At 40.8% G+C, this 14165-nt stretch carries 12 protein-coding genes; 2 read left to right on the forward strand and 10 right to left on the reverse strand.

The features are described from left to right. Window positions 1–106: 106 nt before the first annotated feature. From WA1_RS36275 to WA1_RS36310, 9 genes are all read right to left on the reverse strand, one after another. Window positions 107–619, reverse strand: a complete 513-nt coding sequence (locus WA1_RS36275) for a hypothetical protein (RefSeq protein ID WP_017746647.1) — start codon at window positions 617–619, stop codon at window positions 107–109. A 119-nt stretch (window positions 620–738) separates the two neighbouring features. Further along, entirely contained in the window at window positions 739–2220 is a 1482-nt protein-coding gene (locus WA1_RS36280) for a C2 family cysteine protease (RefSeq protein ID WP_017746648.1), read from the reverse strand. 362 nt (window positions 2221–2582) lie between these two features. Further along, window positions 2583–3587, reverse strand: coding sequence for a metal ABC transporter solute-binding protein, Zn/Mn family (locus WA1_RS36285; RefSeq protein ID WP_017746649.1), 1005 nt, complete (start codon window positions 3585–3587; stop codon window positions 2583–2585). A 27-nt stretch (window positions 3588–3614) separates the two neighbouring features. Then, window positions 3615–5843 (reverse strand): GAF domain-containing sensor histidine kinase, encoded by a 2229-nt coding sequence (locus tag WA1_RS36290; RefSeq protein ID WP_017746650.1) that lies wholly within the window; start codon window positions 5841–5843, stop codon window positions 3615–3617. Window positions 5844–6048: 205 nt separating this feature from the next. Beyond that, a complete protein-coding gene (locus tag WA1_RS36295; RefSeq protein WP_017746651.1) occupies window positions 6049–6291 on the reverse strand; it encodes a hypothetical protein in 243 nt (80 codons plus the stop codon). 72 nt (window positions 6292–6363) lie between these two features. Next, window positions 6364–7428 carry a WD40 repeat domain-containing protein gene (locus WA1_RS36300; protein WP_026135019.1) on the reverse strand — a complete coding sequence of 355 codons (1065 nt, stop codon included), beginning with the start codon at window positions 7426–7428 and terminating at the stop codon, window positions 6364–6366. Between the two features lie 129 nt (window positions 7429–7557). Beyond that, window positions 7558–8529 (reverse strand): CobW family GTP-binding protein, encoded by a 972-nt coding sequence (locus tag WA1_RS36305; protein WP_017746653.1) that lies wholly within the window; start codon window positions 8527–8529, stop codon window positions 7558–7560. A gap of 183 nt (window positions 8530–8712) precedes the next feature. Next, window positions 8713–8850, reverse strand: a complete 138-nt coding sequence (locus WA1_RS57525) for a hypothetical protein (protein ID WP_158516736.1) — start codon at window positions 8848–8850, stop codon at window positions 8713–8715. A 241-nt stretch (window positions 8851–9091) separates the two neighbouring features. Then, the gene (locus WA1_RS36310; RefSeq protein WP_017746654.1) at window positions 9092–9415 is read right to left on the reverse strand and encodes an H-type lectin domain-containing protein; all 324 of its coding nucleotides are present in this window, start codon (window positions 9413–9415) and stop codon (window positions 9092–9094) included. Window positions 9416–9892: 477 nt separating this feature from the next. Here WA1_RS36310 and WA1_RS36315 point away from each other — a divergent pair, with 477 nt between their 5' ends. Beyond that, on the forward strand, window positions 9893–13021 hold the full coding sequence (locus tag WA1_RS36315; protein WP_017746655.1) for a hypothetical protein: 3129 nt from the start codon (window positions 9893–9895) through the stop codon (window positions 13019–13021). A 226-nt stretch (window positions 13022–13247) separates the two neighbouring features. On the opposite strand, the gene WA1_RS55895 is transcribed toward WA1_RS36315, so the two are convergent. Further along, window positions 13248–13451, reverse strand: a complete 204-nt coding sequence (locus WA1_RS55895) for a hypothetical protein (RefSeq protein ID WP_158516737.1) — start codon at window positions 13449–13451, stop codon at window positions 13248–13250. A gap of 40 nt (window positions 13452–13491) precedes the next feature. Here WA1_RS55895 and WA1_RS36320 point away from each other — a divergent pair, with 40 nt between their 5' ends. After that, complete coding sequence (locus WA1_RS36320) at window positions 13492–14115, forward strand: WD40/YVTN/BNR-like repeat-containing protein (protein ID WP_017746656.1); 624 nt, start codon at window positions 13492–13494, stop codon at window positions 14113–14115. The last annotated feature ends 50 nt before the right edge of the window (window positions 14116–14165 follow it).

Genomic DNA, 14165 nt, shown 5'->3' on the forward strand with positions numbered 1-14165 from the left:
TATTCAACAAGAGAGCATGACATGCTCTTACCCTGGTTGTAGATACCACCTCAAAATTAATTTTTAATAACCTTTTACCAGATGAATTTTGGCGCTTGTGAAGGGGTTACCTTCGCTCTACTTCTACAGGAGCAGAAGTCATAGCATTGACTCGCTCCCCAATTTGGTAGGTCACAACTGCTTTGACTTTACCCGTACCCACATATCCTGTTTTATTTTTTAAATGGAATGCTTGCTCGGAATTTTCTAACGGACGCAGAGTAATTTTTTGTGGAGAATAACTAAAGTTTTGCGATCGCCCATGACTCACATTAACAATTTTAATGTTTTGAATGGTGATTTGAGAATTAGCTTCTTGAAGATTTTCTAAACGGAGAAAAACGGAAGCAAACCCAATATCTCGGTTGAGAGTTGGTGGGTGTCCGACTGGTGGTGTTTTTTCTTCCCTAGCCAACAGAGTCACTTGTGTAATTTGTACACTCTGAGATTGTTGAGTTTTTTCAGCAGCCATAACTAAGGATGAATCATATATAGGAGATGTGTGAAGTAAACTTACAAAAGACTTGCCAAAATCTGCCATTGCAAGCACACATGATAGCTTGAGTACAATCAGTTTCATACCATTGAATACCTCGTTTTTGTGTTGTCTCGTTTGGGCGAGTTGCGATACGGCTTTAGCCGTTAATCTTCACTTATCGCAAATCCCTCTTCCCCTACTCCCCACTCCCCACTCCCTACTTAAGTTGTATAACTCCAACTAGCAAAACTAGCTTTCAATTCATTGAAAGAAAGTTTGATAGTACCGGGCTTGAATTTACCTTCATAGTTACCTCCATCCAATCCCCAAGGGTTGTAGAGAGTAAATTGCTGAGTAAAAGAATCGTAATTTGTGACAACATACACGTGATTGGGAGCAATATTAGATGCAACTCCAGAATTATAAGAACTTACACCCATAAGGTTACCAGCCTTATATGCATTGACCATAGAGTTGAAATCTAAAGAACTAGAACTTGCATTACGTCCTGTAACGTGAGTTATAACTTTGTTATCTGCACCATACTCAATACCTAGATAAGAATTGGTATTATCTTGACCTATCCATCCAGACTCATTGACTTGAGCATAGGCTTTTTCTGCTAGAGCCACCCACAATTCATTAGATAAATCCTTGTAATTACCTCCATCAGACTTAGCTTGTTGAGCATAAACAAAATTCCCTGACGAGTTTGTAGGTAAATACTTATCTACCGTTACATAGTCAGCAACTCCACTGTTATAAAAGCGCACCGTGTATGTATTGTCACCATTGTCTGTAAACATACTCTGAATTTTACTGGGCGAATGTAAAGCCACTTCCGCCAAACCAGCCATAAAGTAGCAGTCTGCAAGTCCACCTTGCTTAACATCTTGATAACTCACACCATTTTGAAATAAATAACCATTGGCTTGTCGATAAGTGTAATTCGTCGGGATTGTTGGGCGATCGCTACCCAAAAACCACTTACCAATGAGCTTTTCCATTTGGTCACCAGTGCTACCAGCAAATAAATTTCCTAGATTTTGACCTTGATATTTTATGTTAGCAGCATTACCATTGACAATCTTATTAGACAAGACACGAACATCATCTGGGATATTAAAGCGATTAGCATTACTTACAAGCGTGCGTAAGTCTTTTAATTCATTAGCATCTATGACATTACCATCTTTAGCATCGCGGAAAATCGCCATCATATCGTTGCGATTGAATTGACTATCAGCAGCTAGCGTTCTTGCTTTTGTTATCAATTGTGGATCGATCAAATTTTGACTAAACCAATCAGTGGTTTGAGTAGAGCTATTACCATTACCAAACTCATGACTAGGTTGAGCCGAATAACCTGTCAAGCCAAACCAATCAACAGGTTGAGGCGATAAATAAGTATCCCAATTCGTTTGAGCATATCCAGCCTCTACACTGTTAAAGTTAGAGCCTGTAATATCTTCACCTCTATTAACTAGAACATAAGGATCGAAGCCTTCTATCAGTGGTGCATACTCATCTATCGAGAAACTGTTGAGCATTAAATTAGAACTGCTACGACCACCAAAACTTAAGCTGTTTAAATCGTTAGGATCGGACAGACCAACTAAATCTCTATAAGTGTGCGTGCTAGGAGTCAGACCTAAACCTTTATCTGTATTTAGCACGTGATTTGTACTATCAAGCTCAAACATACACAGATGCTCCTGTATGACTAGTGCTTCTCAGACAATTTATGACAATAAAAATGTTGAGATAAAAGTATTAGTTTCAAACATCTCGGTCTGTTGCTTAATTTATCCCAACAACAACTAGACTACAGGCTTCAATACGATCGCGTTACCTATTTTATGCGAATAAGAAATTTTTGTATTACTACATACAAAAGCGAATTTCTCTCATCCCCCACCCAATACTGCAAGGGATTACAATCGTTGAAGTATCAGAACCCCGGTTTCTTGAAGAAACCGGGGTTCTAATTTCCGCTTAGGAGAGTAGTATTGGGGGAGGATCTATAATAAGAAAAGCCTTACAAATGACCAATGACACATTTCTTTTACTTTGTAGCAGCTGGTTCAAACATGAGATATGTCCCTCCCAAACCTTCTACAATTGTTCGCGTATTAGCAACCATCATTTTTTGATAAGTATCTGCTTCAGTTCCCGGTTCACCCAAACTATCAACAAACAATTGCCTTTCTGACACTCTTACATTTGCTTGTTCAGCGACAGTTGCGATCGCATTGCTGTTATGTGTCGTTTCTGTGAAAAGTGTTGGTATCTGATTTTTCCTAATATATTTAGCTAGTGCTTTTGTCCGCTTAGGAGTTGGCATCCCCTCAGAATTTGTACCTCTTAACACAACTGCATAACCCAGATCGTATGCTCTAGCATAATAAGCCATAGCGTTACGAGTTGCGATCAATTTGCGGTGATTTTCAGGAATACTCTCAATTCGTGCTGCAATCCAAGTATTCAACTGATTTAGCTCTTGTTTAATTTTCTGCGCGTTGCTGTTGTATAATGATACATTCTCAGGAACTGTTTTACCTAAATTACGACTCACGACATCAACCATACCAACTACATTTTTTGGATTATGCCAAACATAAGGGTTAACCACCGTCTTCTTCTCTACCTTAAACTTGATTGGCTTGGAAACTGCTCGTTGAGCAACTGCAACTCTCAACCCTGAATTATTACGTGTCCTAATAAGTTTGCTCAAATTTGGTTCAAAATCGTATCCATTATATAAAATGAGTTGAGCTTGCTCAATTGCGTCGCCGTCTTCTGGCTTTGGCTCATAAAGCAGAGGGTTAGAATTTGAGGGGATCAAGCAAGTTAAATTAACTGTTTCTCGTGCAATTTGTTTGGTTAAGTCGCACAACACACTCGTTGTTGCTACAACTCTGGGGAGGTTGTTGGTGAGTTCGTTAGACGTAGCAGTATTAACCGATGAGATGTTTGTCACTTGACTTGGATTATTACACCCAAAAAATCCTATAGTCAGAGCAATGAGGAGAGTTCGTAGGGATTGGGTTAATAGTAACTTTTTTGACATAACAACTTCTTATTTCCACTCACACAATCATAAGGTTTGCCGTTGTGGAATCACAATTATAAATTCTGTACCCTGAGTGGGGTTAGAATAGCACTCAAGTTTGCCTTGATGCTTTTCAACAACAATATGGTAACTGATAGATAGCCCTAACCCTGTACCTTTGCCGACAGTTTTAGTGGTAAAAAAGGGATCGAACAAACGATTTTTGATAGATTCGCTGATTCCTGGTCCGTTGTCAACAATACAAATTCTAACATGATTTTCCAACGTTTCAGTAGAAATACGAATTTTGGGAATTGATAATAGCTGATTTTTCTCCTGTCTGGTGTCCCACTCGCTATACTTCTCCTCAAGAGCATCAATAGCATTGACCAAAATATTCATGAACACTTGATTCAATTGTCCTGCATAGCACTCAACTAAAGGTAACTTGCCATATTCTTTGATAACTTCAATAGGGTATCTATTTGATTTGCCTTTCAATCGATATTGCAAAATTAATAAAGTACTATCAATTCCTTCATGAATATCAACGGGTTTGATTTCTGCTTGGTCGAGCCTGGAAAAATTCCGTAAAGACAAAACAATTTGCCGAATGCGATCGGTTCCCATCTTCATGGAAGATAGGGTTTTTGGTAAATCTTGAGCAATAAAATCCAAATCTATGTCTTCTGCTAACTCGCGAAGTTTTAAATCTGAATGGGGAAATTGGTTCTGATAGAGTTCCAGTAATCTCAGTAGATCGTATACATATTCTTCAATATGAATGAAATTTCCATAAATAAAGTTCACTGGGTTATTAATTTCATGCGCTATCCCTGCAACGAGTTGTCCCAGACTAGACATTTTCTCGTGTTGGATAAGTTGGGTTTGTGTAGCTTGTAACTCATGAAGTGCTTGAGCTAACTGTTCCGCAGCTAGTTGTAGTTTAGCCGTGCGTTCTGTGACTTGTTGTTCTAAATTGGCATTGAGCGTTTCAAGTGAGTGGCACATTTCATATTGCTGAATAGCAGTAGCAAAGTGAGTCGCTAGTGTCTGAGCGAGTTCAATCTCAACAGTTTTCCACTGTTGAATTTGCAGTCTATCGGATTGTCTCCAAACAGCAAATGACTGCCGAGGGTAAAGTTGCCTCTCATCAGGATCGAACTGTCCTGCCCATAGAATATCAGTTTCAAATTCGTTGCGGAAAATGCTGAGATATCCAACTTCTTGTTGGCGGTACGAAAGCGGCACTATTAAAAGACTGCGAATTTTTGTTGACTCAAACAATGGCTGTAGATTACGTAAGCTAGAAATAAGATGAAGGTCTGAAATTGCCCAAGCTTGATAATTATTGGATTTAAAATGTTCGTACCAGATGTGGTACTCCTCCAACATTTGATATTTAGTGACTTTGTGTGTCACGGGTTGAGATCCACAAGTATAAAGTCGGATAGCTTCTCTTTTTGTTGCTAGCGACTCAGCAAAACTTTTGGCAGAATTCTTCTCAAGTTCTAACGCTTCCGATCTAAAGCACAATCGACCACCAGACCCTCCAAATGCGGCAACAGTTTCTTCTAATGCTGCTTGTAATTCTATAGCAGACTGGGAATGGAGTAGCATGGCAACGCGATTGATAACAGCTTCACGTTGAGCTTTTTCTTGAGCCTCAGCAAGTAAAATAGATTGAGCGATCGCAACACAAAGCTGATCTGTGACTAATTGAACCACCATGAGTTCGTATTCTGAAAACATCCGCGATTCAGCATGGTGAGACACCAATAGTCCCCAAAGTTGGTCGTGATGCAGGATGGGTAAAACTAAGGAAGTTTTGACTCCCATTGCTGTCAGATACTCGTTATGACAAGGATCGACTGGTCGGAAACGCAAGTCCTCATACACAAACTCTCCAGTTTCTGGATCTCTCAAGATACTTTGACCGAGTTGGCAAGAATCAACATCTACCACTACTCGCACTTGAGCCTTAATAAACAGTTCGCGAGCTGAGAGAGGAATATCATCTACAGGAAAATTTAATCCATAAAGAGATGGCAAACGTTGCTCGCGGATATATTCCGCTATCACCTGTCCGCTACCATCCGGATGAAATTTATAAATCTTTATTCTATCAGTCTTCAAAAAAGAACTGAGTTCTGCTACCGTAACGCTAAGGATTTCTTGAAGATTTAGTGATCGTCGAATTCGATAAGTGATGCGGCGCAGCAAACTTTCTCTATCTACAATGAAAGAGTTGTCTTGTACAGATGGAAAAGTCATAGTTTACTGCTAACAGAATCTAAAGGTTTCGCTATTAGCAGTATTCCCACAGCACAAGGGTAAATAACATTTTCAGACTATTCTTAATTTTTTTACAACAGTTTTGAAATAAATAAACCACACTATGCTCTGCTCTTGTGGTACGGGCGTCCCCGCCCGTACATTAGTTGGCATTGCCCACTCTACTTTACCACTGCTGTAAGCATTATCGAACAGACGGTAACTTGCCTTGAAGGAGTTCCTGTCCAGCTTTAGTACAACTAGAGCATTGGCAACCGAGTTTGTCCAAAATAGGATTTGACTCTTGAGAAGCATTTGATATTAGCAAGTCAGAATCAGATTGACTAGGTGCAGATTTCACAATTGTTGCTTCTGCTTGATTTGCTATCAGCAGTGCAGAAGAAACAATTATGGGAGAGGCTAACAAAATCAATTTGGCTACTTTCATAATATGGTTAAGTAATTGCTCTTTGGATACAGCATAACCAATTTTGACTCGATAGTCATTCTCAAAATCGCCCTAACCAAATCCTTTACCGCGAGAAGTTTTTGACCAAACAAGCAATTCACCATACTTACCACCCGCAGCTAATTGCTTACCTTGCGGATGCCATGCTAAACAAGAAAACTCAGATGATGCGCCTGTGAGAATTTCCGAGAGTTGCTGGGCATTTTTCCAAAGACAAATCCATCCATCAGCACCAGCTGAAGCTAGTCGAAAGCTATTGGGTGCGAAGGCAATAGCTTGCACAATATCGACATGATTAGTTAAAACTCTTGCTTCCCAACCAGTAGAATCAGCTTGCTTTTCCCAAACAACTATACCGTCAACGCTAGAGCATGCCAACAGAGGCGCTTCTGATGTGCTAATGTCCGACCATGCAAGTTGACGAATTTTACCAGGAAAGCCCCGCATAATCCAAGGTTCAGGGCTGTTACCTGATATTAATAGTTGGGATTCTACAACAGTGATGGTGCGATCCATATTACCAGAGGCAAGAAATTTGCCATTGGATGACCATCCCATAGTTAAGCTAGCAGATGGAATTTCTAGGATGTGTGGTTCGTCATGCCAGTTTTGACAATCCCAGACTTTGACACCGCGATCGCCACTAATAGCCAGATAGTTTCCATCACAGCGCCAATCGATACCTAATACTGAGGAATTCTCAAAATTGAGTGTAACGGTTACCTCGCGAGTGTCAGCATCCCACACTTGCGCGTAACGTCCCAAGCTGAAAGCTAATAGATGGTTGGTAGGACTCCAAGCAAGTCTATCCACCCAAGCAGGAGCATTTTCTAAAGTAGCGATGAGTTTTTTGTCTTGCCAAATCCTGACCTTGCCATCTTGTCCCCCAACAGCTAAAAATTGCCCATCCTTAGAAAAGGCGACACAATCTACTGATTCACCTTGTTCGGTTTGCAAAGTTGTTAAGTCCTCATCTTCCCACAAGACAACTTCCCCTGCTGCTGAGGCGACGGCGAAAAATGTACCTTGCGGAGACCATGCGATCGCTGTCACGTAATCTGCAAGTGTCCCGGAATATTGTTCTTCAAAATCCTTGGATTTTAAGGAGGTGTTCATGATTTTTTTGAGGGAGTTGGGAGTTGGGAGTTGGGAGTTGGGAGTGGGAGTTGGGGGATAGAAAATAGCTAAATTTTTCAAACAAATAGTTCATTCCCTATTCCCTATTCCCTACTCCCTATTCCCTATTTACGCTTTACAAGCAAGAAAGTCCTGCTTCAGTTGGGCTTCATCAAGGTTACGCCCAATAAAGACGAGTTCGTTTTTCCGAGTTTCGCCCGGTTTCCAAAGACGATCTGGTTTGCCTTCAAACAGCATATGTACCCCTTGGAATACAAAGCGGCTATCTTCACCAGCAATGTTTAAAATGCCTTTCATTCTGAAGATATCCTGTCCTTGGGTACGCAGTAACTCTCCCAACCAATTATTTAACTTATCTCCATCGAGTGCGCCTTTTTCCACTAAAGCTATGGAGTATACACTCTCATCATGCTCGTGAGCATCTTCACCTAAGAAATTTGGGTCAATTTCTAAAGCGCGATCGAGATCGAAGGCTTTTACCCCTAACAAAGCATCCATCGATACCTCTGAATTTTGGGTTCGGTAAATTTTTGCCATAGCATTCATCCCCCGAATCCGCTTTTCTAGTTCCTCAAGCTGTTCTGGTGATACCAAATCGACTTTATTTAATAAAATCACGTCAGCAAAGGCAATTTGCTCTTGTGCTTCATTCGCATCCCAGTGTTGCCAAATATGCTTGGCGTCTACCACCGTTACTACAGCATCCAAATTGAGCTTTTCCCGCATATCCTCATCGACAAAGAATGTCTGAATGACTGGTGCAGGATCGGCAATCCCAGTAGTTTCAATGACCAAGTGGTCAAATTGATTGCGGCGTTTCATCAAGTTACCGATGATGCGAATCAAATCGCCGCGCACCGTACAACAGATGCAACCGTTGTTCATTTCAAAAATTTCTTCATCTGCATCAATAACCAGTTGGTTATCAATGCCCACTTCTCCAAATTCGTTGACGATCACGGCTACTTTTTTACCATGTTCGTAAGTCAGGATGCGATTGAGAAGTGTTGTTTTACCTGCTCCTAAATAGCCAGTCAGAACTGTAACGGGAACTGAATCTGTTATTGCGTCAGCTACCATGCCCTAAGCGCCTCTTACTGCACGATTGAGATAATCATTATTAACTATCTTAATCTTTTTTACTCTATAGTTTACTCAGAAGCTTACAAGATTTCAGAACATAATGATGCCACTTACGTCAAAAATACTTGAATTTTTCAATTTATAAGACTTTACAAATATTAATATAAGAATTCTAAATCACTACTGAAAATTTTCTGGAAAACTTGGGCATCTTGCCCATCCCACTACTATGCTGAGAACAGCGATCGCACCATCAACTTTTTCGGTAATTCTCAGGAAATTAATTACCGAGAGATCATAACCTAACCGTAGTATCACGGCGGCTTCCACCCCTACAGAGGTAAAATCTTTCTCAGAAATCGCCTTCTTTTAAAAAAAAATTGAAATAATAGTATTAAACAATACTTAAATCGGCATTTGTTGCATTAGCTTTGATACAGTTTATGAGTACTCAAATTTCTAATAGATAACCCTCCCCAAATCCCGTTTAGAGAGGGCTACAAAATGTTTGACTAACTCCTGTTAAGGATCTACTAAGTTCAGTTCGTTAGTTTTCATTTTAATTCCCCTCACCGATGGCAATGAAATTAAAAGCCGACTTTTCTTTCGTAACTGCCAATTCTGGAGAACCTGCGACTGATTGTTGTTTAATTCCTAAATCCCAAATAGCCACTTCAAATTTGTTTGGATCGATATCCTTGACAATGATTTGGTTGTCAGCACCCCAATCCTTTAAAGTAGCTACTACAGATGGAGGAGTAAGGAAAGGTTGTGAAAAAGTAATTACATAAGATCCTGGTTCAGATGATTTCACTTCAAATCCTTCCCCACCCTGCTTTGTACCATCTTCACTAACTATTCCGTAAAGAATTTTTTGTGCCATGTTCAAACCCCCTAATCTTTACTTAATTAAGCCTCAGAATACACTGCCGAGATAACGGCAAAATGAGACCAATCGTAAAGTTACATCACAATTTAACATAAGATAATATTCTTTATAAAAATTTAACTATAGCCATCCTATTTGATTTGTAAAAATTAATGTTGTTCAGAACCCCGACTTCTCAAAGAAGTCGGGGTTCTAACTCCATCGCGAATGATTTCGGATAGCTATAAATTTGATTCATACTTTCGAGCAAGCACAAAAATAACTAAAGTCAATCTTCAGAGAGATAAATTACAAAGACAGATTTTTTAGCTTACAGATGAAGAGGAAAATTTTTATTTTATGGAGACGAACGGCAAACACATTGAGACTGGAACTACACGGGTTGCAGTTTTCATCAAAGACGAATGTACTTCAGGTATGCAAGAACTGAGTACAGCATTATCTAATTAAACTTAGTTGAGGAAAATATTTATGTTTCAAAGTGCATTCATTGCATTTAAATTGTGCTATTTACAAGGGTTAGCACAAATTCCGGTGGTTGACCAAGTGTTAACCCCAGAAGAGGCATCAGTTGTTTTTTCTGGTCCTAAATTTTTGGTAGCATTGCTTGCAGGTGTATTCATGGCATTTGCTTTCCAACTATTGTTGACTAATTTTTCAGTAGCGGTGGGAATTTCGTCTTTGGGAACTGATTCATATACTGATGATGAGTCAGGAAGTTCAGGTGGTACGATTCGCAAAGTTGAAACAGCTGTTGGTCTTTGGGCGCTTGTGACTGCAGCGATCGCATTATTTAGCGCCTGTTTTTTAGCAGTGAAACTTAGCTTAATTGAAAGTGCATTTTTAGGAGCGATCGTTGGTGTAGTCATTTGGTCTGCTTACTTCTCGCTCATTATGTGGCTTGGTTCAAAAGCAGTAGGCTCCTCGATCGGGTTTGTTGTTAGCACTGCAACATCTGGTTTACAAGGACTGATGGGTACAGCAGCTGCTTTGGGTGCGAATGCTGCAAAAAATCAGATGGTTTCTACTGCTGAGGAAATTACTGCTGTTGTCCGTCGCGAACTCACATCAGGGCTTGACCCTGATACTATCAGAAATACGTTGCAAAGCTCTTTAACTTCTGTACAATTACCCAAGCTAGATGTTAAAGAAATTCGCTCTCAATTTGACAAGGTACTTAAAGACGCAGATTTGCCATCGATAGCTGATAGTGACCTCCTAAAAAATATTAATCGCCAAACATTTGTCGATTTAATTAGCAGTCGCACAGACTTTTCCAAAGAAGATATTAATCGCATTGCCGACCAATTGCAAAATGCTTGGAACCAAGTTATCGAGCGGCAAAATCCCACCGAGCAAGTCATCCGTTTAATCCAACAAGCGACTCCGGAAGACTTGCGCTCTGACCGATTGGGTGAAAGAGTTCGGGAACTGGCGACAGTCGGTGGTGGAAATGGCAAGCAAAGCAATGGGATAGTAAAGCAAGCTCTAGAAATTGGCTTAGGTGTGACTTTGCCTGCAGTGTTAAAACGAGTAGACTTATCGCAACTGGATGTAGAACAAGTTACCCAACAGCTAAAAGAAAAAGTTCAGGATGTAGATGTGGAGAAAATAACACAACAGTTGCAACAAATTAAAGACCAGGCTGGTGATGTTATAGCTCAGAGATTGCCTGCACTACCAAATAATACTATTCAGGCAGATGTAGAAGAATACATACTGAATTCCTTTCCCTGGCATTTCAACCGCATCACCATTAAAGATGAATTCCAAGAAGTTATCTACGATCGCAATGCAAATCCCTCAAGTGTAAGACGACAATTGGAAGAACTCAACGAAGAGTATCTAACCAATTTATTGCAACAACGAGGCGATCTTAGCGAAGCACGGATTAAGGAAATTTCTGAATTACTTCAAAGCATTAGAAGCGAAGTATTAGAAACTGTCAAGCAGGCGGAAGCACGAGAAAAATCGCAAAATCTCCGCACCCGTCTAGAAGACTACCTGCGATCAACCAACAAAACGGAACTCAACCCAGAAGGTATTGAGCAAAACTTGACAAAACTACTAGAAGATCCACAAGCGAGTTTTGAGGATTTGAGAGGGCGATTTTCACACATCGATCGCGATACCGTAGTGGGGCTTTTGGCTACACGCGCTGACATCAACGAAGAAGAGGCTAATAATATTATTAGTCAATTTGAACAGACTCGCGATCGTATTTTAAATCGCGCCAACGAACTGCAAGAACAAGCTAGGGCTAGAGCCGAGGAACTGCGACAAAGGGTAGAAGACTACTTGCGGAATACTAATAAAGAAGAACTCAACTCCGAAGGCATCAAGCGCGATTTTAAAACGTTGCTGGAAGATCCAGAAGCTGGTATTTCTGCTTTAAGAGCAAGATTATCACAATTTGACCGCGATACTTTAGTGAAGTTACTGAGTCAGCGCCAAGATTTGAGCGAAGAACAGGTTAACCAAACTATTGACTCTTTGCTTGCTGTACGGGATAGCGTTTTACAAGCACCACAAAAAGTAGCCGAGACAGCAAGACAGCAATATGAGAAAACAACAACTGCGATTGCTGAATACCTCCGCAGTACCAACTTGGAGGAACTGAATCCAGAAGGTATTCAACAAGATTTGCTCGCCTTACTAAACGATCCTAAAGAGGGTGTAGATGCTTTACGAGAGCGCCTCTCATACCTGGATCGAGAAACTTTAGTTAAGCTATTGACGCAACGAGGGAACTTGAGTGAAGAGCAAGTTAATCGCACTATTGACTCAGTGCAACAAGCCATTAATAACATCGTTAAAGCGCCGAGACGCTTCACAAATCGTGCAACACAAAGGATTGCTGAGTTTGAAGCAAATTTAGAAAATTATTTGCGTAACACCAATAAAGAAGAACTGAATCCAGAAGCTATCAAACGCGATTTGCAGTTGTTGCTGTCTTCTCCTCGTGCGGGAGTATCTTCTTTAGGAGAGCGCGTTTCTAAATTCGATCGCTCTACACTTGTGGCTTTACTGTCCCAACGTGAGGATATCTCCTCTGAAGAAGCTAACAGAATCGTCGATCAAATAGAATCTGTTCGTAACTCGATTGTTGAACAATATCAGCAAGTTCAGAAAAGGGTACAATCAGTTATTGATGGCATTTTTGGCAAAGTTCGCAACTATCTTAATTCGCTGAATCGTCCCGAACTTAACTATGAGGGTATCCAGCAAGACTTTGCCAAATTGTTCGACTCACCACAAGCAGGTTTTGAGGCTTTGCGCGATCGCCTTTCCCAATTCGATCGTGACACTTTAGTTGCTCTGATCGGTTCTCGTGAAGATATTTCAGAAGAGCAAGCCAATCAGATCGTCAACCGCATTGAAGCCGCACGGGATAGCGTACTATACCGAGCTGAACGCATCCAACAGGAAACTCAAAAACGCTTAAATGCTATCAAAGAGCAAGCTAAAAAGCAAGCAGTTGAAACCAAAAAAGTTGTTGCTGGTGCTGCTTGGTGGTTATTTAACACGGCTATTGTCTCTCTAACGGCTTCAGCTCTAGCTGGGGCTTTTGCTGTATCGGGTTTTAACCTATTTGGTTGAAGGTTCGACGAGTTTGTAGGATGCTACTTGTAGGGTGGGTACTGTAGATATTCGAGATATTGTATAGTACCTTACCCACCTTACTAAAAACCGTTGTCAGTCGGTTTTCAGTGAAAATCAATTAAGGGTTGAAGAAGCAAGGCGATCGCTCCTACAACCACAAATGATAACGTTACCCAAAATAGAACAAGATTGAGTCTCATATTCTTTTCCTGTTTGAGAAAAACTAAGCATGAGAATTATCATCTCGTACTTCCCAGCGAAAAAGCCTTGGTAGTTGCGACAGATCGAGAGCGTAGTTTACAGTCCATAGGACAATCTCTATGAATAGCAGATTCCGAATCCACGTCAACTCACTCACAGGATTTAGAAGCATTAAGCCCTGATACAACTGCCAGATACGGTAAGGCAAGTACAAGTAAGGTATCATAACAAATGTAACTGATCTCATCCGCATTGCAGATGGAAATATGCATCGCATCAGTTGCTTCCTTACGGTTGAAGGACGGGAAGAGTGGTATACGCCGTGGGGTGGGCCTCCCGATGTGCGATCGATGGCAGTGAGTCAATCCGGTGAACTCTATGTAAACGTGCATGTCGGAGGTATTTTACGCTCCAACGACCAGGGACAGTCTTGGCAACCTACCATTGACTTTCATGCAGATGTTCACGAAGTACAAACCGTTCCAGATCATCCCGATCTCGTACTAGCAGCTACGGCTGAGGGATTAGCGATGAGTCAAGATAGAGGAAATTCTTGGAGCTTTGATCGCACAAATCTCCATGCTGCTTATTCACGAGCCATAGGGGTGTGCAAAGAGACTATCTTGATGACTTCTTCTACAGGTCCCCGTACTAACAAAGCAGCTATCTACCGCCGTCCACTCAAAGTGCCAGGAACGTTTGAGAAATGCGATCGAGGTCTACCAGAGTGGTTTTCAGACAATATCAACACAGGAACCCTTGCCACTTCAGGGAATATCGCTGCGTTTGGGACGAGAGATGGTCAGATTTTCCTCTCAAACGATGCTGGATTGACATGGAAGCAGATTGCCAAAGATTTAGCTTCAATTCAATGTTTTTCCGTTGGTTAAATAGCTCTCTAAAGTAGAATTCTCTAAATAAAAGGGCGGTAGATGCAATT

This window comes from Scytonema hofmannii PCC 7110, from assembly GCF_000346485.2.
GTDB lineage: Bacteria > Cyanobacteriota > Cyanobacteriia > Cyanobacteriales > Nostocaceae > Scytonema > Scytonema hofmannii.

Bases quoted from the DNA above. Each gene is read 5' to 3' on its own strand.
- WA1_RS36290 (WP_017746650.1), bottom strand. From the start codon at position 5,843: ATGACTTTTCCATCTGTACAAGACAACTCTTTCATTGTAGATAGAGAA.
- WA1_RS36305 (WP_017746653.1), bottom strand. From the start codon at position 8,529: ATGGTAGCTGACGCAATAACAGATTCAGTTCCCGTTACAGTTCTGACT.
- WA1_RS36310 (WP_017746654.1), bottom strand. From the start codon at position 9,415: ATGGCACAAAAAATTCTTTACGGAATAGTTAGTGAAGATGGTACAAAG.
- WA1_RS55895 (WP_158516737.1), bottom strand. From the start codon at position 13,451: ATGATACCTTACTTGTACTTGCCTTACCGTATCTGGCAGTTGTATCAG.
- WA1_RS36275 (WP_017746647.1), bottom strand. From the start codon at position 619: ATGAAACTGATTGTACTCAAGCTATCATGTGTGCTTGCAATGGCAGAT.
- WA1_RS36320 (WP_017746656.1), top strand. From the start codon at position 13,492: ATGCATCGCATCAGTTGCTTCCTTACGGTTGAAGGACGGGAAGAGTGG.
- WA1_RS36295 (WP_017746651.1), bottom strand. From the start codon at position 6,291: ATGAAAGTAGCCAAATTGATTTTGTTAGCCTCTCCCATAATTGTTTCT.
- WA1_RS36300 (WP_026135019.1), bottom strand. From the start codon at position 7,428: ATGAACACCTCCTTAAAATCCAAGGATTTTGAAGAACAATATTCCGGG.
- WA1_RS36280 (WP_017746648.1), bottom strand. From the start codon at position 2,220: ATGTTTGAGCTTGATAGTACAAATCACGTGCTAAATACAGATAAAGGT.
- WA1_RS36315 (WP_017746655.1), top strand. From the start codon at position 9,893: ATGTTTCAAAGTGCATTCATTGCATTTAAATTGTGCTATTTACAAGGG.
- WA1_RS36285 (WP_017746649.1), bottom strand. From the start codon at position 3,587: ATGTCAAAAAAGTTACTATTAACCCAATCCCTACGAACTCTCCTCATT.